Source organism: Variovorax sp. UMC13 (genome assembly GCF_014170375.1).
Classification (GTDB): domain Bacteria; phylum Pseudomonadota; class Gammaproteobacteria; order Burkholderiales; family Burkholderiaceae_C; genus Variovorax.
On the sequence record NZ_LZZW01000015.1, the window covers coordinates 165,062 to 180,810 of the forward strand.

General features: G+C 71.5%; 15 protein-coding genes. 8 read left to right on the forward strand and 7 right to left on the reverse strand.

Annotation, left to right across the window (positions count from 1 at the left end):
• The first annotated feature begins 48 nt into the window (after nucleotides 1-48).
• From A9977_RS12870 to A9977_RS12885, 4 genes are all read left to right on the forward strand, one after another.
• Nucleotides 49-648: an SIS domain-containing protein gene (locus A9977_RS12870; protein WP_183025228.1), complete on the forward strand. Its 600-nt coding sequence runs from the start codon at nucleotides 49-51 to the stop codon at nucleotides 646-648.
• The gene (locus A9977_RS12875) at nucleotides 645-1,391 is read left to right on the forward strand and encodes a BON domain-containing protein (RefSeq protein ID WP_183025229.1); all 747 of its coding nucleotides are present in this window, start codon (nucleotides 645-647) and stop codon (nucleotides 1,389-1,391) included. Before A9977_RS12870 ends, A9977_RS12875 begins: the two co-directional genes overlap by 4 nt.
• 106 nt (nucleotides 1,392-1,497) lie before the next feature.
• Nucleotides 1,498-1,950 carry a MarR family winged helix-turn-helix transcriptional regulator gene (locus tag A9977_RS12880; RefSeq protein WP_183025230.1) on the forward strand — a complete coding sequence of 151 codons (453 nt, stop codon included), beginning with the start codon at nucleotides 1,498-1,500 and terminating at the stop codon, nucleotides 1,948-1,950.
• On the forward strand, nucleotides 1,947-2,912 hold the full coding sequence (locus tag A9977_RS12885; RefSeq protein ID WP_183025231.1) for an FUSC family protein: 966 nt from the start codon (nucleotides 1,947-1,949) through the stop codon (nucleotides 2,910-2,912). The genes A9977_RS12880 and A9977_RS12885 overlap by 4 nt, the downstream gene beginning before the upstream one ends.
• On the opposite strand, the gene A9977_RS12890 is transcribed toward A9977_RS12885, so the two are convergent.
• From A9977_RS12890 to A9977_RS12905, 4 genes are read right to left on the reverse strand one after another with little or no spacing between them, the layout of a single operon-like run.
• Entirely contained in the window at nucleotides 2,902-4,971 is a 2,070-nt protein-coding gene (locus A9977_RS12890) for a prolyl oligopeptidase family protein (RefSeq protein WP_183025232.1), read from the reverse strand. The genes A9977_RS12885 and A9977_RS12890 overlap by 11 nt on opposite strands.
• Before the next feature lie 31 nt (nucleotides 4,972-5,002).
• A complete protein-coding gene (locus tag A9977_RS12895) occupies nucleotides 5,003-5,905 on the reverse strand; it encodes an NAD(P)-dependent oxidoreductase (protein WP_183025233.1) in 903 nt (300 codons plus the stop codon).
• A 28-nt stretch (nucleotides 5,906-5,933) separates the two neighbouring features.
• On the reverse strand, nucleotides 5,934-6,239 hold the full coding sequence (locus tag A9977_RS12900; RefSeq protein ID WP_183025234.1) for an NIPSNAP family protein: 306 nt from the start codon (nucleotides 6,237-6,239) through the stop codon (nucleotides 5,934-5,936).
• 60 nt (nucleotides 6,240-6,299) lie between these two features.
• Nucleotides 6,300-8,930, reverse strand: a complete 2,631-nt coding sequence (locus tag A9977_RS12905) for a ligase-associated DNA damage response DEXH box helicase (RefSeq protein WP_183025235.1) — start codon at nucleotides 8,928-8,930, stop codon at nucleotides 6,300-6,302.
• 131 nt (nucleotides 8,931-9,061) lie between these two features.
• On the opposite strand from A9977_RS12905, the gene A9977_RS12910 reads away from it, so the two are divergent.
• The gene (locus tag A9977_RS12910; RefSeq protein ID WP_183025236.1) at nucleotides 9,062-9,523 is read left to right on the forward strand and encodes an acyl-CoA thioesterase; all 462 of its coding nucleotides are present in this window, start codon (nucleotides 9,062-9,064) and stop codon (nucleotides 9,521-9,523) included.
• Here A9977_RS12910 and fahA read toward each other — a convergent pair.
• From fahA to hmgA, 3 genes are read right to left on the reverse strand one after another with little or no spacing between them, the layout of a single operon-like run.
• Complete coding sequence (gene fahA, locus A9977_RS12915; RefSeq protein ID WP_183025237.1) at nucleotides 9,520-10,803, reverse strand: fumarylacetoacetase; 1,284 nt, start codon at nucleotides 10,801-10,803, stop codon at nucleotides 9,520-9,522. The two genes, A9977_RS12910 and fahA, sit on opposite strands and share 4 nt — an antisense overlap.
• Before the next feature lie 8 nt (nucleotides 10,804-10,811).
• Entirely contained in the window at nucleotides 10,812-11,795 is a 984-nt protein-coding gene (locus tag A9977_RS12920; RefSeq protein ID WP_183025238.1) for a tripartite tricarboxylate transporter substrate binding protein, read from the reverse strand.
• Nucleotides 11,796-11,829: 34 nt separating this feature from the next.
• Nucleotides 11,830-13,167 carry a homogentisate 1,2-dioxygenase gene (gene hmgA / locus A9977_RS12925; protein WP_183025239.1) on the reverse strand — a complete coding sequence of 446 codons (1,338 nt, stop codon included), beginning with the start codon at nucleotides 13,165-13,167 and terminating at the stop codon, nucleotides 11,830-11,832.
• 135 nt (nucleotides 13,168-13,302) lie between these two features.
• Between hmgA and A9977_RS12930 the strand changes: the two genes are divergently transcribed.
• From A9977_RS12930 to A9977_RS12940, 3 genes are read left to right on the forward strand one after another with little or no spacing between them, the layout of a single operon-like run.
• Nucleotides 13,303-14,139 carry an IclR family transcriptional regulator gene (locus tag A9977_RS12930; RefSeq protein ID WP_183025240.1) on the forward strand — a complete coding sequence of 279 codons (837 nt, stop codon included), beginning with the start codon at nucleotides 13,303-13,305 and terminating at the stop codon, nucleotides 14,137-14,139.
• A gap of 35 nt (nucleotides 14,140-14,174) precedes the next feature.
• On the forward strand, nucleotides 14,175-15,308 hold the full coding sequence (locus A9977_RS12935) for a diguanylate cyclase (RefSeq protein ID WP_183025241.1): 1,134 nt from the start codon (nucleotides 14,175-14,177) through the stop codon (nucleotides 15,306-15,308).
• A gap of 15 nt (nucleotides 15,309-15,323) precedes the next feature.
• On the forward strand, nucleotides 15,324-15,740 hold the full coding sequence (locus A9977_RS12940; protein WP_183025242.1) for a hypothetical protein: 417 nt from the start codon (nucleotides 15,324-15,326) through the stop codon (nucleotides 15,738-15,740).
• Nucleotides 15,741-15,749 lie beyond the last annotated feature (9 nt).

Here is a 15,749-nt window from a genome sequence, read left to right on the forward strand (position 1 = left end):
CCTCAGCCACACCTTTTGTTTCACCCCCCACGGCTATCATCACCGCCCATGCTCGAGCAACGCATACAGCAGCACTTCATCGACAGCGCCGACCTCAAGTACCAATCGGGCCCGGTGCTCAGCAAACCCATCTCCCAAGCGATGCAGGCCGTGCTGGCCTGCGTGACCAGCGGCGGCAAGATCCTCGCGTGCGGCGCCGGCGTGTCCGGCCTGCTGGCCGCGCAGTTCGCCTCGCAGTTCGTCGGCCGCTTCGAGCGCGAACGGCCCGAGCTGGCCGCCATCGCCCTGACAGGCGATGCCACCGACCCCACGGCCGACACCGCCGAAGCCGCCGACCCCGACCGCTTCGCGCGCCAGGTGCGCGCGCTGGGCCAGGGCGGCGACGTGCTGCTGGCGCTGAGCGTGAGCGGCAAGTCCGCCGCCGTGCTGGCCGCGGTCGAGGCCGCCCATTCGCGCGACATGACGGTGGTGGCCCTGCTGGGCGCCAACGGCGGGTCGGTCGGCCGCGCGCTGCGCGAGACCGATGTCCAGGTTTCCGTGCCGCACGAACGTGCGTTGCGCATCCATGAAATCCACCTGCTCGCGCTGCACTGCCTGTGCGACGGCGTGGACGCCCAGTTACTCGGAGAACAGGAAGCTTTCACATGAAGACCTCATCGATCCCCCGCCTCGTGCTGACCCTCACCGCCGGCGCCGCGCTGGCAGCCGCGCTCTCGGCCTGCGTGCCGCTGGTGGTCGGCGGGGCCGCCGTGGGCGCCGGACTGGTCGCGACCGACCGCCGCACCTCGGGCGCGCAGCTCGACGACCAGGGCATCGAGCTGCGCGCGGCCTCGCGCATCCGCGAGATCGCCAACGACCAGATGTACGTCAGCGTGACCAGCTTCAACCGCCAGATGCTGCTGACCGGCACCGTGGGCAACGCCGACGACCGCCGCCGGGCCGAAGCCGCGGTGCAGGGCGTGGACAACGTGCGCAACGTGGTCAACGAGATCCAGGTCGGCCCGTCGCGCTCCTTCCAGCAGCGCTCCAACGACACCTTCATCACCGGCAAGGTCAAGGCCTCGCTGCTGGACGCCAAGGACCTGTTCGCCAACTCCTTCAAGATCGTGACCGACAGCGGCGTGGTCTACCTGATGGGCCTGGCCACGCGGCGCGAGATCGACCGCGCCACCGACATCACGCGCGGCGTGTCCGGCGTGCAGAAGGTGGTGCGGGTGGTCGAGGTGATCACCGAAGCCGAACTCGCCAACCAGGCGACCTCGGGCGGCACGCAGCAGAACACGGCACCGGCGGCTTCGACGAACAGCAGCTCGCGCGTCCCGCTGCCGCCGATGGAGCCGCTCAAGACCGCTCCGGCCACGGGCGGCGCGACCGTCTCCCCGGTCCGCTAAACCCCGGACCCCGTTCCAGGCACACCGCAGGATCGGCTTTGCCGGGCTGCGGGTGTCGCCCTCCAGGGGGCGAGTCATTTATTAAGATGCGTCTTACAATCCAGACGTGTCCTCCACCTCTCCCGATCCGGCGCTGTGCGCCGCGCGTCTTCGCAGTGCGGTGTCGCAACTGGCCCGGCAACTGCGCGGCGCCACGCCCGACGGCCCGAGCGTCGCCCAGCTCAGCGTGCTGGGCCAACTCCACCGGCAGGGGCCCAGCACGCCCACGGCGCTGGCGGCGCTCGAACGCGTCAAGCTGCAGTCGCTGACCCGGCTGCTCGCGACGCTCGAAGCCGAAGGCTGGATCGACCGCAGCGCACACCCGAGCGACGGGCGCCAGTCCCTGCTGGCGCTGACCCCCGAGGGCCGGCGCCGGCTCCAGGCGCTGATGCGCGCGCGCGAGGCCGCGCTGGCCGCCGCCATCGCCGCGCTCGGTGCCGAGCAGCAAGCCCTGTTGATGCAGGCCTGCGGGCTGATCGACGGCCTCGCCGCTTCGCTCGACGGCACCGGGCCGCCATGAGCGGCGCCCCGGCCCTGCGGCGCCTGGCCGGCTTCTGGCGGCCGGGCCTGCCGCTGGCGGCGGCGGTGGCGCTGGCCTGGGGCCTGTCCGCCGCCCTGGGCCTGCCCGAGCGCTTCTGGTCGGTGATGAGCGTGCTGATCGTCATGCGCCCGAGCGCCGGCGCCACGCTCGACGCCGGCTGGGAACGTGTGCGCGGCACCGCGGCCGGCGCGCTGTGCGGCCTGGCGGGCCTCTTCCTGCTGCACCACGGCCTGCCCGCGCTGGCCGGCACGCTGGGCATCGTCCTGCTGCTGTCCCTGGCCGGCGCGGCGCTGCCCGGCTGGCGCAGCGCGCCGGTCGCGGCGCTGATCGTGCTCTCGGCCGAATCCCTCCCGGGCCATCCCGCGCTGCAGGTGGCGCTGCTGCGCATGCTGCAGATCGGCATCGGCGTGGGCGTGGCGCTGGCGGTCTCGACCTTCCTGTCGGAGTACCACGCGGGCGCGCGTTGCGACGCCGGCTGCGCCGCGCTGCTGCGCGGCGTCGCGCAACGCATGGCCAGGCTGCCGCGGCCCGCGCCGGCCGACGCGGCCACGCGCGCGGCGCTGAGGCGGTTGGCGCTGCTGGCCGGCAGTGCCGACCTCGAAGCCCGCTGGTGGCGCCGGGGCACGGCCGACGGCCGTTCGCGCGCCTACCGCGACAAGGCGCGGCTGACGGCGCGCATCGTCCAGGACGCCGTCGTGCTGGACCGGGTGCTGCGGCTGGCGCCGGACACGCCGGCCGACCGCGGCTGGCAGGACGCCGCACAGGCCGCCAGCGCGGCGGTGGCGGGCCTGGCCGAGGCGATGGCAGGCCGGGGCGACGCCGACCTGGCGGCGCTCGCGCAGCGGGCCGCCACGCCCGCGCACGCCTTGCTGGCCGCGCCGCTGCAACTGCTGCTCGACGACCTGCGCGGCCTGCAGCGCGGCCTGGGGATCAGTCCTTAGCGCCGGCGCGGCCCAGGTGCCGCCACAGGAAGGCATAGCCCAGCGCGTCCATGAAGGCGGCGTCCTTGTTGTCCGTGGCCGCGCTGTGGCCGCCGTCGAGGTTCTCGTAGAAGAAGCTCGCATCGTGGCCCAGCGCCAGCATCTTCGCCTGCATCTTGCGGGCATGCGCCGGCCCCACGCGGTCGTCGCGGGTGGAGGTGGTGAACAGCGCGGGCGGATACGGCTGGCCCGCGCGCGCGTTCTCGTAGGGCGAGAAGGCCTGGATGAACTCCCATTCCTCGGGCACCTCCGGATCGCCGTATTCCGCGATCCACGAAGCACCCGCCGACAGCTGCGTGTAACGCCGCATGTCGAGCAGCGCCACCTCGCTCACCACCGCGCCGTAGAGCTGCGGGTACAGCGTGAGCATGTTGCCCACCAGCAGGCCGCCGTTGCTGCCGCCCATCGCGCCGAGGTGCGCGGGCGAGGTGATGCCGCGCGCGATCAGGTCCTCGGACACGGCCGCGAAATCCTCGCAGCTGCGCAGCCGGTTTTCCTGCAAGGCCGCCTGGTGCCAGCGCGGGCCGTACTCCGAGCCCCCGCGCACGTTGGCGACCACATACACGCCGCCCTGCTCCAGCCAGGCGCGGCCGATGCCGCCGCCGTAGCTGGGCTGCAGCGAGATCTCGAAGCCGCCGTAGGCGTACTGCAGCGTGGGGTTCGTGCCGTCGGCCTGCAGGTCCTTCGATGCGATCTCGAAATAGGGCACGCGCGTGCCGTCCTTGGAGGTCGCGAAGTGCTGGCCCACGCGGTAGCGCGCGGCGTCGAAGAAGGCCGGGCTGTGCTTGAGCGCCTGCGGCTCGCCCTGGCCGACGGTGCCGATGTAGAGCGTGGTCGGCTGCAGGAAGCCGCTCACGGTGAGGAAGTAGTCGTCGTTCTCGTACTCGTCGATGGCGCCCGCGTCGATGGTCGACAGCGCCGGGGCGCCGCCCAGGCCCTGGCGGGTCCAGGCCCCCGTGCCCCCGGCCGGCGGCGTGAGCAGCTCGAGCCGATTCACCACGTCGTGCATCACGTTGAGGATCAGGTGGTGGCGGGTCCATGAATGGCTGTCCAGCGCGCTGTGCGCGTCGGGCGCGAACAGCACCGTGAGTTCGCGCCGGCCCGCCATCCAGTCGTCGAAGCGCGCGGCCAGCAGCGAGCCCGCGGCGTGGGTCGCGCCGCCCACGGTCCAGTCGCTGCGCGGCTCGACCAGCAGCCATTCGCGCGTGATGTCGACCAGCGCGTCGTCGGGCACATCGATCCTGGCCAGTGTGCCGTCGGCATGGCGCAGCCAGGTCTGGCTGTCGTAGAAGTCGATCTGGCGCGAGACGAAGTCGCGCTCGAAGCCGGGCGTGTTGTCGCGCCAGGCGCCGACCGACATGTCCTCGTGCCGGCCCTCGTAGACCACCACGGCGCTGGCCAGCGGCGTGCCGCGTCGCCAGAGCTTGACGATGCGCGGGTAGCTGGACTCGGTCATCGAGCCGGGGCCGAAGTCGGTCGCCACGTAGAGGTGGTCGATGTCCTGCCAGGCCACCTGGCTCTTGGCCTCGGGCAGCGCGAAGCCGCCCTCGACGAAGCGCAGGGTCTGGAGGTCGAACTCGCGCAGCACCTCGGCATCGGCGCCGCCGCGCGACAGCGAGACCATGCAGCGCAGGGGATCGGGATCGAGGCAGTCGGCGCCGTGCCAGACCCAGTTCTCGCCTTCGGCCGCGGCCAGCGCGTCGATGTCGAGCACGGTCTCCCAGGCCGGTTGCGGCAGGCGGTACTCCGCCAGCGTGGTGCGACGCCACACGCCCTTGGGATGCGCCTTGTCGCGCCAGAAGTTGTAGAAGAAGCGCGGGCCGATCTTGTCGACCATCGGGATGCGTGCCTCGGAATCGAGCACCTCGAGGATGCCCTGCCGAAGCGACTCGAAGGCGGGCGACTGTGCGTACTGCTGCACGGAGCGCGCGTCCTGGGCGCGCACCCAGGCGAGCGGCGCATCGCCGTCGATGTCTTCGAGCCAGAGGTGGGGGTCTTGCGGTGCGGAACTGGAGGTCATGCCCCAGTGTACGAAGCCTCCGGGGCGCGCCTCAGCGCAGCCGCGTGATCAGGCTCGAGGTGTCCCAGCGCGCGCCGCCGGCCTGCTGCACGTCGGCATAGAACTGGTCGACCAGCGCGGTCACCGGCACGCGCGCGCCGTTGCGCTTGGCCTCGTCGAGCACCAAGCCCAGGTCCTTGCGCATCCAGTCGACCGCGAAGCCGTAGTCGAACTTGCCCTGGATCATGGTCTTGCCACGGTTCTCCATCTGCCAGCTCTGGGCCGCGCCCTTGCTGATCACGCCCAGCACGGCTTCCATGTCGAGGCCGGCGCGCTGGCCGAAGGCGATGGCCTCGGACAGGCCCTGCACCAGGCCCGCGATGCAGATCTGGTTGACCATCTTCGCCAGCTGGCCCGCGCCACTCTCGCCCAGCAGCGTGACGGCGCGCGCGAAGGCCGTGGCCACCGGCTGCACCTGTGCGAAGGTGGCGGCGTCGCCGCCGCACATGACGGTGAGCGCGCCGTTCTGCGCACCCGCCTGGCCGCCGGAGACCGGCGCGTCGATGAACTGCAGGCCGCGTTCGAGCGCGGCCTTGGACAGCTCGCGCGCGACGTCGGCCGAGGCCGTCGTGTGGTCGACGAAGACCGCGCCCCGGGCCATGCCGGCGAAGGCGCCGTCGTCGCCCAGCACCACCGAGCGCAGGTCGTCGTCGTTGCCCACGCAGCAGAACACGATCTCCGCACCGGCGGCGGCCTCGCGCGGGGTGGCGGCGCTCCGGCCGCCGAACTCGGTGGCCCAGGCGGCCGACTTGGCCGGCGAACGGTTGTAGACCGTCACGCTGTGGCCAGCCTTGGCGAGGTGGCCGGCCATGGGGAAGCCCATCACGCCCAGGCCGAGGAAGGCCACCTTGCGCGAGGGAACGGAATCGTAGGTCTTGGGGTTGAGGCTGCTCATGGCGCCAGCTTAAACGAGCCGTGCCGTCTCAGTCGAAAACCGGCCGGAAGAAGCTGCGCTCGTAGCTGAGGATGCAGCGCGTCTCCGCCGCATAGCGGAACGCGGCCTGGCACTCGGCGTCCTCGAAGGATTGGATGCGGTAGGCCTCGTAGGCCGCCAGCGAGGGAAAGGAGAAGGAGGCCAGCGCGATGTTGTTGGCGCCTTCGGAGGGCAGCAGGTAGCCGTGGTGGATGCCGCCGAACTTGCGCACCAGCGGGATCCAGAGCCGGCCGTAGTGCTCGAATTCCTCGAGCTTGGCCGGGTCGATGACATAGCGGAGATGGCAGGTGATCATGGGGCGGTGGGTGCGGTGTGGGGAGGGCCTGCGGCGGCGCAGGGGGTCCGAGATTCTGCTTCATAGGGGCGGCAGCGGCCGCGACACCTTGCGCGCGCGCCGTGGCCGCCTGTCCGAGGCCAAGGCACTGCGCTCTTCGCCGTAGACCAGGGCGCGCTCCACCGATTCGACGCCGCCCACCGGCACCGCGCCGCCCGCGGCTTTTTCCAGCTGGGCCACCATGCGCGCGATGCGGTCGGCCACGCTCTCGTTGCTGAGCTTCTCGCGAAAGCGCTCGACTATCAGCGGGAACGCGAAGGGCGTGGGCCGCGCGAGGGGCTGCACCACCAGGCGCTGCGTCGCCATGCGCTCGAGGCTGGCGCGCAGCCGGCCGATCTCCAGCTCCTGCGCCAGCAGTTCCTGCTCGGCCTGCAGCAGCAGCTTGTTGGCCGGGTCGTACTTGCGGAACACCTCCCAGAACAGCGAGGAAGAGGCCTGCAGCTGCCGGTTGCTGCGCTTCTCGCCCGGGTAGCCCTGGAAGATCAGCCCCGACACCCGGGCGATCTCGCGAAAGCGGCGCTGTGCGAGTTCGCTGGCGTTGAGGCTGGCCAGCACCTCGTGCAACAGCGCGGCCTCGGCGTCGTGGTGCGCGATCGCATCCTGCGCCTGCGCGTCGTGGCCGGCGCGCAGCACCTCGGGCAGCAGCGCGGGCCAGTCGAGTTCGGTGGCGCAGAGCAGCTCGAAGCCGTAGTCGTTGACCGCGATCGAGAAGGTGCGCGGCGTGTGCTGCGCCACCCGCCAGGCCAGCAGGTTGGCCAACCCCAGGTGCACCTGCCGGCCGGCGAAGGGATAGAGGAACAGGTGCCAGCCCTCGCGCGTCTTGAGCACCTCGGCCAGCAGGGTCTGCGGCGTCGGCAGCGCCGACCACTGCTGTTGGATCTCGAGCAGCGGCCGCACGCACTGCAGCTCGGGCGTGTCGTAGCGGCCCGCGCCCGCCAGCGCGAGCTGCTGCACCACGGCATCGGCCAGCGTGGTCGACAGCGGCATGCGCCCGCCGTTCCAGCGCGGCACCGCGGGCCGCTTGCCGCTCGCGCGCCGCACCCAGGCCGTCATCTCGCGGATGCGCACCAGCTCGAGCATGCGGCCGCCGAACAGGAAGCAGTCGCCGGGCTTCATGCGCGCCGCGAAGCTCTCTTCCACGCTGCCCAGCTTGGCCCCGCCGATGTACTGCACCGTCATGCTGGCGTCGCTCACGATGGTGCCGATGTTCATGCGATGGCGGCGCGCCAGCCGCGCATCGGGCACGCGCCAGGTGCCGTCGGCATCGGGCACCGCGCGCTGGTAGTCGGGATAGGCCGCGAGCGAGGGGCCGCCCTGGCGCACGAAGGCCAGGCACCAGTCCCAGCTCTCGCGCGACAGCTGGGCGTAGGCGGCGGTGCTGCGCACTTCCGCGTACAGATCCTCCGGCACGAAGCCGCCGCCCAGCGCCACCGTGACCAGGTGCTGCACCAGCACGTCGAGCGGCTGCGCGGGCGTGCGGCGCGCCTCGATGTGGCCGGCCGCGATGGCCTCGCGCGCGGCCGCGCCCTCGACCATCTCGATGCTGTGCGTGGGCACCAGCGTGATGCGCGAGGGCCGGCCCGGCGCATGGCCCGAACGCCCGGCGCGCTGCAGCAGCCGCGCCACGCCCTTGGGCGAGCCGATCTGCAGCACGCGCTCGACCGGCAGGAAGTCCACGCCCAGGTCCAGGCTGGAGGTGCAGACCACCGCGCGCAGTTCGCCGCTCTTGAGCCCGGCCTCGACCCACTCGCGCACCGCGCGGTCGAGCGAGCCGTGGTGCAGCGCGATCACGCCGGCCCACTCGGGCTTCGCCTCGAGGATCGCGTGGTACCAGATCTCGGCCTGCGAGCGCGTGTTGGTGAAGACCAGCGTGGTGCTGCTGCGCGCGATCTCGTCCACCACCTGCGGCAGCATCGTGAGGCCCAGGTGCCCGCCCCAGGGGAAGCGCTCGGCGCGGCCGGGCAAGAGCGAATCGATGACCAGTGGCTTGGGCACCTGGCCCTGCACCAGCGTGCCCCGGTCGTGCCCGAGCAGCGTGTGCATGGCCTCGTCCAGGTTGCCCAGGGTGGCCGACATGCCCCACACGCACAGGGCCGGGTTCCAGCGCCGCAGCCGCGCCAGCGCCAGCTGCACCTGCACGCCGCGCTTGTTGCCCAGCAGCTCGTGCCACTCGTCGACCACCACCATGCGCACCGTGCCCAGCACCTCGGCCGCATCGGCGCGCGACAGCAGCACCGACAGGCTCTCGGGCGTGGTCACGAGCACCGTGGGCAGGCGCTGGTTCTGCGCGCTGCGCTCGGCCGCGGCGGTGTCGCCGCTGCGCGCGCCGGCCGACCAGTCGGGCGCCAACGCCTCGAGCGGCTGCTGCAGCGCGCGCAAAGTGTCGGCGGCCAGCGCGCGCATGGGGGTGATCCAGAGCACGGTGAGCGGCGGGGCCAGCGGGCGGCGGGTGCTCTTCGCTGGCGAAGCCTTCTTTTTCTGCACGAAGGCCGCGAGCGCCGCCAGCCAGACGGCATAGGTCTTGCCCGCGCCCGTGGTGGCATGCAGCAGGCCGGATTCCCCGGCCGCCACGGCCTTCCATACCGCGCGTTGAAAGGCGAAGGGCTTCCAGCCGCGGGCGGCGAACCAGGCGGCGAGGGCGGCGGCGTTCATCGCTGCGAGCTTTGCCGCGGCAGGGCGCCGACGCCATAGGACGACAGCCCATCGTGCGCGACGGGCTTCCGCCCGACATAATCCGCTCCCCGGTGCCCCCAACCCACGACCCACGCTTCGGCGAACAGAACATGTCCTCCATCACCCTGCGCTTCCTGGCCGAACCCAGCACCGTCAACTTCGGCGGCAAGGTCCACGGCGGCACCGTCATGAAATGGATCGACGAGGCCGGCTACGCCTGCGCCACCAGCTGGTCCAAGCGCTACTGCGTCACGGTGTTCATCGGCAGCATCCGCTTCCACCGGCCGATCATGATCGGCGACCTGGTCGAGGTCGAGGCACGCATGGCCTACACCGGCAAGACCAGCATGAACATCTCGGTGGAAGTGCGCAGCGGCGACATGAAGGGCGGCGGCATGCAGACCACCACCGAGTGCCTGATCGTCTTCGTCTCGGTCGATTCGCACGGCCAGCCGATGCCGGTGAACGCCTTCACGCCGGCCACGCCGGGCGAGATGGCGCTGGCCGAGCGGGCCAAGAACCACCTGGACGCGAGCCGGGCCGCCTCGGGCAGCACCGGCGCCAAGCCCTAGCGAGTCGCCGCGCTCGGCAGCACCGTGCCGCTGACCTCGCCCAGCCCGATGCGCACCGCGCCCGCGCGTTCGCAGTAGCCGCGCAGCGTGAGCGTGTCGCCGTCCTCGAGGAAGGTGCGGCGCTCGCCGTTGGGCAGGGTGAGCGGCTGCTTGCCGCCGAAGGTCAGTTCGAGCAGCGAGCCGGCCTCTTCCAGCGTCGGGCCCGAGAGCGTGCCCGAGCCCAGCAGGTCGCCCGGCTGCAGGTTGCAGCCGTTGACCGTGTGATGCGTGACCAGCTGCGCCGCGGTCCAGTAGGCCGCCTGCGTGGTGTTGCCGCGCGTGAGGCGGGTGGCGGGCTCGCCGGCTGCGCGCATCTTCGCGGTGTGCAGCCAGACCTCGAGCGTGACGTCGAGCGCGCCGCCCTCGCGGTTGGCGGGCGAGTCGAGGTAGGCCATCGGCTGCGGGTCGCCCGCGGGGCGCTCGAATTTCGCGCGGAAGGGCGCGAGCGCTTCCATCGTGACAATCCAGGGCGACAGCGTGGAGGCGAAGTTCTTCGCCAGGAAGGGGCCCAGCGGCTGGTACTCCCAGGCCTGCAGGTCGCGCGCCGACCAGTCGTTGAGCAGGGTCACGCCGAACAGGTGCTGCTCGGCCTCGCCGATGGCGATCGGTTCGCCCAGTGCGTTGCCCTGGCCGATCAGGAAGCCGAGCTCGAGCTCGTAATCGAGCCGCTTTGACGGACCGAAGCTGGGCTCGGCCGCATCGGGCGCCTTCGTCTGGCCCTGCGGCCGCTTGAACTGCTGGCCGCTGACCGCGATCGACGAGGCCCGGCCGTGGTAGCCGATGGGCACCCACTTGTAGTTGGGCATCAGCGGCTGGTCGGGGCGGAACAGCTTGCCGACCGTGGTGGCGTGGTGGATGCCGGTGTAGAAGTCGGTGTAGTCGCCGATGCGGCAGGGCAGCGCCATCTCGACCGCCGACTGCGGATACAGCGCGATCTCCCACTCGCCCTGCTTGGGGCTGCCTTCCTGCAGGCCTTCGGACAGCGCCGCGCGCAAGGCCACGCGCTCCGCGGGCGTTGCCGCCATCAGCCGGTTCATGTCGGCGTGGTCGACCACCTTGGCGGCCTTCAGGTCCAGCACCTGGTCGCCGATGGCCACGCCGATGCGGAAGTCCTCGTCGGTGCCGGCCGGCCGGAAGCGGCCGAAGGGCAGGTTCTGGATCGGGAAGTCGGTGCCCGCGACGTGGGCGGATTCGACCCAGCTGCGCAGCTTCGGGTCGTGGGTGGCGTTGAGTGCGGTCATGGGTTCTTTCAGTCTGCGGACATGCCGGCCTTGCGGGCGACATCGCCCAGGCGTTGGTATTCGGATTGGGTCAGTTGGTTCAATGCCTCGGCGGTCGAGCTGCGCGGCGTGAAGCCAGCCTGCGTGAGCTTGTCCTTGACCTCGGGCAGGGCCAGCGCCTCGACGAAGGCCTGGTTGAGCGCCTTGACGATCGGCGCCGGCAGGTGGGCCGGGCCGTAGACGCCGAACCAGGGATCGAGCGCATAGCCCTTGAGCCCGGCCTCGGCGATGGTCGGCACGTTGGGCAGCGCGGGCGAACGCGCCGGGCCGGCCACGGCCAGCGCGCGCAGCTTGCCGGCCTGGATGTGCGGCAGCGAGGCCGGCAGGTTGTCGAACATCACGCCGATGGTGTTGCCCAGCATGTCGTTGATGGCCGGGCCGCTGCCCTTGTAGGCGACATGCGTGAGCTCGGTGCCGGTCATCTGCGCGAACATCACGCCGGCCAGGTTCATCGAGGTGCCGGCGCCCGCGGTGGCGTAGGGCAGGCCGGGGTTCTTCTTCGCCGCGGCGATCAGCTCGGCCACGCTCTGGATGGGCGAGGCCGCCGGCACTTCGAGCACGATGGTCGAGGTGCCCAGCAGGCTGATGGCGCTGAAGTCCTTGCGCGGGTCGAAGGCCATCGACTTGTAGATGTGCGGGTTGAGCGCATTGGTCGAGATCGCGCCGAAGCCGATGGTGTAGCCGTCGGCCGGCGCCTTGGCCACCGCGTCCATGCCGATGTTGCCGCCGGCCCCCGCGCGGTTGTCGATGATCACCGGCTGGCCCAGCTTCTCCGAGACCTTCTGGCCCACGGTGCGCGCCACCAAGTCGGTGGTGCCGCCGGCCGTGTAGGGCACGACGAAGCGGATCGGCTTGCTCGGATAGTCGACCGCCTGCGCGGCGAAAGGCAGGCCGATCCAGGCGGTGGCGATGAGGGCAGCGAAGGTGGCGCGGCGGGAGGGCGTGAAGGTCATGTGTCTCTTTGTTGGAAATGGGTCGCGAACGGGCTCAGGGCTTCTGGAACAGGTCGCCCAGGCCCGCCCAGCAGTCGGCGTAGGCATCGTCCAGCGCCGGGCTCTGCATGGCGAAGGGCGTGGGAATGAAACGGTAGCGGCTCTCGAACATGAAGGCCAGCGTGTGGTCGAGCTTGTGCGGCTTCAGGTCGGCGTGGCTGGCCTTGTCGAAGGCCTCCTCGTCGGGGCCGTGCGGCACCATCGGGTTGTGCAGGCTCGCGCCGCCGGGCTTGAAGCCGCCCGGCTTGGCGTCGTACTGGCCGTAGACCAGGCCCATGAACTCGCTCATCAGGTTGCGGTGGTACCACGGCGGACGGAAGGTGTCCTCCATGACCAGCCAGCGCGGCGGGAAGATCACGAAGTCGCAGTTGGCGGTGCCGGGCGTGTCGCTGGGCGAGGTCAGCACGGTGAAGATCGACGGGTCCGGATGGTCGAAGCTGATCGAGCCGATGGTCATGAAATGGGCCGTGTCGTACTTCACCGGCGCCAGGTTGCCGTGCCAGGCCACCACGTTGAAGGGCGACTGCTTCATCGGCGCGCGCCAGAAGCGACCGCCGAACTTCTTGACCACCTCGTAGGCGCCACCGGGCGCGTCGGCGTCCTCGTAGGCCGCCACCGGCGCCTGGAAGTCGCGCGCGTTGGCCAGGCCGTTGGAACCGATCGGGCCCAGCTCGGGCAGCCGGAACTGCGCGCCGTAGTTCTCGCACACATAGCCGCGCGACGGGCCCGCGCCCGCCTCCGAATCGGGCAGCGCGACCTTGAAGGCCACGCCGCGCGGCAGCACCGCGATCTCGCCCGGCTTGACCTCCAGCACGCCCATCTCGGTGGTGATCACGAGCCGGCCCTGCTGCGGCACCAGCAGCATCTCGCCGTCGGCATTGACGAAGGCGCGGCGGCCCATCGATTGGCCGGCGAGGTAGACATGCGCGGCCACGCCGACCTGCGTCTCGGCGTCGCCGTTGGCGGCCAGCGTGTGCATGCCGTCGACGAAGTCGGCCTCGGCCGCGCCGGCCTCGAAGGGGATCGGATGCCAGCGCAGCGGCTCGGGCGGCAGCGCCATGTCGCGGTTGGCGCCGGTCTCCCAGTGCGTCTGCGCGTAGGGCTGGTAGCGGCCCGACACCACCGAGGGCTGGCGGCGGTAGAGCCAGCTGCGGCGGTTGGCGTGGCGCGGCGCGGTGAAGGCCGTGCCCGAGACCAGCTCGGGGTAGAGGTCGAAGGGCGCGCGCTGCGGGCTGTTGCGGCCCTGCGGCAGCGCGCCGGCCACGGCCTCGCTCGCGTACTCGTTGCCGAAGCCGTGCTGGTAGCGCAATGCGCCGGTGTCGTCGGTGCTCATGGTCGAAGTCTCCGTCATGAAGTTCGTCTAATCCAAATGCGTTCGCATGGAGCGAATTCGCGCAGTGTAATCCGGGCCACGGTTCATGTCTAATGCGCTCTCCCATCCCGAACCACCGCGGAGAGACACAGACCGATGGTCAGCAGCAGCAGCAAGGACAGCACGGCCCAGCGCGGCATCCAGAGCATCGAGGTCGGCGGCCAGCTGCTGCGCGCGCTGGTGCACCAGGGCCGCCCGCTGGCGCTGAAGGACCTGGCGCGCGAGGCCGACATGACGCCCGCCAAGGCCCATCCCTACATGGTCAGCTTCGGCCGGCTGGGCCTGATCGAGCAGGACGGCACCAGCGGCCACTATCGGCTCGGACCGCTGGCGCTGCAACTGGGGCTGATCGGCCTGCAGCAGGCCGAGCCGGTGCACATCGCGGCGCCGCTGATGGCGCCGCTGGCGCAGCAGATCGGCCAGACCGTGGGCCTGGCCGTCTGGGGCGCGCGCGGCGCGACCATGGTGCACATCGCCGAGGCGCCCTCGCCGGTGCACGTGAGCCTGCGGCACGGCACGGTGTTCTCGCTGACCCGCACCGCCTCGGGCCGGCTGTTCGCGGCCTACCTGCCGGCGGCCCAGGTCAAGGCCATGCTGGAGGACGAACGGCGGCGCGAGAAGCAGCGCAAGCCCGAGGACGACGCCCGCGCCGGCATGCCGCCGGTGCAGCCGCTGCCCGGCTGGAGCGCCTTCGAGGCCGAGCGCGCCGAAGTGCGCGCCCAGGGCGCGAGCCGCTCGGAGAACGAGGTGATCCCGGGCGTGAGCGCCATGGCCGCGCCGGTGTTCGACCACACCGGCGCGATCGTGCTGGCCGTCACCGCCATCGGCCCCACGGGCATCTTCGACACGCGCTGGGACGGCGCGGTGGCGCAGCCGCTGCGGGCCTGCGCGCGCGCCGTGTCCGAGCGCCTCGGCGCCCCGGCCCGGACCTGAGTCCGGACCGCGCGCGCCGCCCCCAGGTCCAGGCCATGCGCAGCCCCGCCGAGTTGCCACCGTCCTACCTGCTGCAGCGCCTGCGCGACGCCGCGGCACGCTCGCGCAGCGGTCTGTTCCTCTACCCGCTGTTCTGGATCGTGCTCACGCAGGCCGGCGGCTATTCGGCCAACCATATGGCGATGGTGCTGCTGCACGCCTGCGGCCTGGTGCTGGGCGCGGCCGGCCGGCTCTACCTGGAGTTCGACCTGGAGCGTGCAGCGGCGCACAACTTCGGCAGCGCGCAACGCGGCTTCCGCTGGGCCGCCTGGGGCTACCAGGGCTACTGGGGCCTGCTGTGCGCCTGCATCTTCGGCACCGCCGAAGCCGACAACGTTCGCTGGCTCATGCTGATGGCCACCATCGGCCTCGCCGCCGGCGCCTGCGCGATCATGGCGGTCGATGCGACGCTGGCCCGCTGGTACCCGCCGTTGCTGCTGGGCCCGACGGCGCTGCTCATGGCCTGGCAGGGCGGCTATTCGAACTGGGCGCTGGCGGCCGTCTTCGTGGTGTTCTTCTTCTACGCGCAGCGCATCATCCGGCTGGTCGCGGGCGACTACGAAGGACGGCAGCGCGCCAACCTGCTGCTGGAGGAGCGGGCCCGGGAGATCGCGGCCGCCCACGACCACATGCGCCGGCTGGCCTCGCACGACCACCTCACCGGGCTGGTCAACCGCCGCCACGCGACGCAGCTGCTGCAGCACCAGGCCGACCTGCACCGGCGCAGCGAGGCCGCCTCGTTCTCGATCGCGCTGATCGACCTGGACCACTTCAAGCGCATCAACGACCAGTGGGGCCACGGCGTCGGCGACGAGGTGCTGCACGGCTTCGCCCAGCTCGCCCGCGGCGTGCTGCGCGAGAGCGACACGCTGGCGCGCTGGGGCGGCGAGGAGTTCCTGCTGCTGCTGCCCGATGCGCCCGACAGCTTGCCCGAGGCCGGCATCGAGCGCCTGCGCACGCAGCTGAAGGATCTCCGGATTTCGCCCACCGTGCCCGCGCTGCGGCTCGACTTCTCGGCCGGCATCAGCCGCCACCGCCCGGACGACACCGTGGAGCAGACCATCGACCGCGCCGACCGGGCGCTCTACCTGGCCAAGGCCGAGGGGCGCGGGCGCTCGAAGCGGGGCTGAGCGGAGAATCGCGCGATGTTCAGCGAACTCCGATCCAGCGCCTGGGCCTATCCGGCCCTGGAGGTCGTGCACATCGTCGGCATCGCCCTGCTGCTGGGCAACCTGGTGGCGCTGGAGATCCGCGTCTGGGGCGGAGCCGCGGCCCTGCCGGTGCGGGCCCTGGCGCGCCTCTCGCTCGGCATCGCACTCGCCGGCTTCGGCCTGGCCGCCGCCAGCGGGCTGCTGATGTTCGCCACCCAGGCGGCCGAACTGCTGGCCAACCGGAGCTTCGTCTGGAAGATGGGCCTGCTCGCCACGGCCGGCTGCAACGCGGCCTGGTTCCATGGCCGCGGATCGCTGCAGAAACTCGACCTGATGGCGCGGATTCAGATGCTGGTGTCCACTGCGGTCTGGCTCGGCGTCGTCGTCTGCGGACGCTGGATCGCCTACTGATTCGATGTT

Coding starts and splice junctions, on each gene's coding strand:
- A9977_RS12935 (WP_183025241.1), top strand. CDS start 14,175: ATGCGCAGCCCCGCCGAGTTGCCACCGTCCTACCTGCTGCAGCGCCTG.
- A9977_RS12920 (WP_183025238.1), bottom strand. CDS start 11,795: ATGACCTTCACGCCCTCCCGCCGCGCCACCTTCGCTGCCCTCATCGCC.
- A9977_RS12910 (WP_183025236.1), top strand. CDS start 9,062: ATGTCCTCCATCACCCTGCGCTTCCTGGCCGAACCCAGCACCGTCAAC.
- A9977_RS12895 (WP_183025233.1), bottom strand. CDS start 5,905: ATGAGCAGCCTCAACCCCAAGACCTACGATTCCGTTCCCTCGCGCAAG.
- A9977_RS12890 (WP_183025232.1), bottom strand. CDS start 4,971: ATGACCTCCAGTTCCGCACCGCAAGACCCCCACCTCTGGCTCGAAGAC.
- A9977_RS12875 (WP_183025229.1), top strand. CDS start 645: ATGAAGACCTCATCGATCCCCCGCCTCGTGCTGACCCTCACCGCCGGC.
- A9977_RS12900 (WP_183025234.1), bottom strand. CDS start 6,239: ATGATCACCTGCCATCTCCGCTATGTCATCGACCCGGCCAAGCTCGAG.
- hmgA (WP_183025239.1), bottom strand. CDS start 13,167: ATGAGCACCGACGACACCGGCGCATTGCGCTACCAGCACGGCTTCGGC.
- A9977_RS12885 (WP_183025231.1), top strand. CDS start 1,947: ATGAGCGGCGCCCCGGCCCTGCGGCGCCTGGCCGGCTTCTGGCGGCCG.
- A9977_RS12940 (WP_183025242.1), top strand. CDS start 15,324: ATGTTCAGCGAACTCCGATCCAGCGCCTGGGCCTATCCGGCCCTGGAG.
- A9977_RS12870 (WP_183025228.1), top strand. CDS start 49: ATGCTCGAGCAACGCATACAGCAGCACTTCATCGACAGCGCCGACCTC.
- A9977_RS12905 (WP_183025235.1), bottom strand. CDS start 8,930: ATGAACGCCGCCGCCCTCGCCGCCTGGTTCGCCGCCCGCGGCTGGAAG.
- A9977_RS12930 (WP_183025240.1), top strand. CDS start 13,303: ATGGTCAGCAGCAGCAGCAAGGACAGCACGGCCCAGCGCGGCATCCAG.
- fahA (WP_183025237.1), bottom strand. CDS start 10,803: ATGACCGCACTCAACGCCACCCACGACCCGAAGCTGCGCAGCTGGGTC.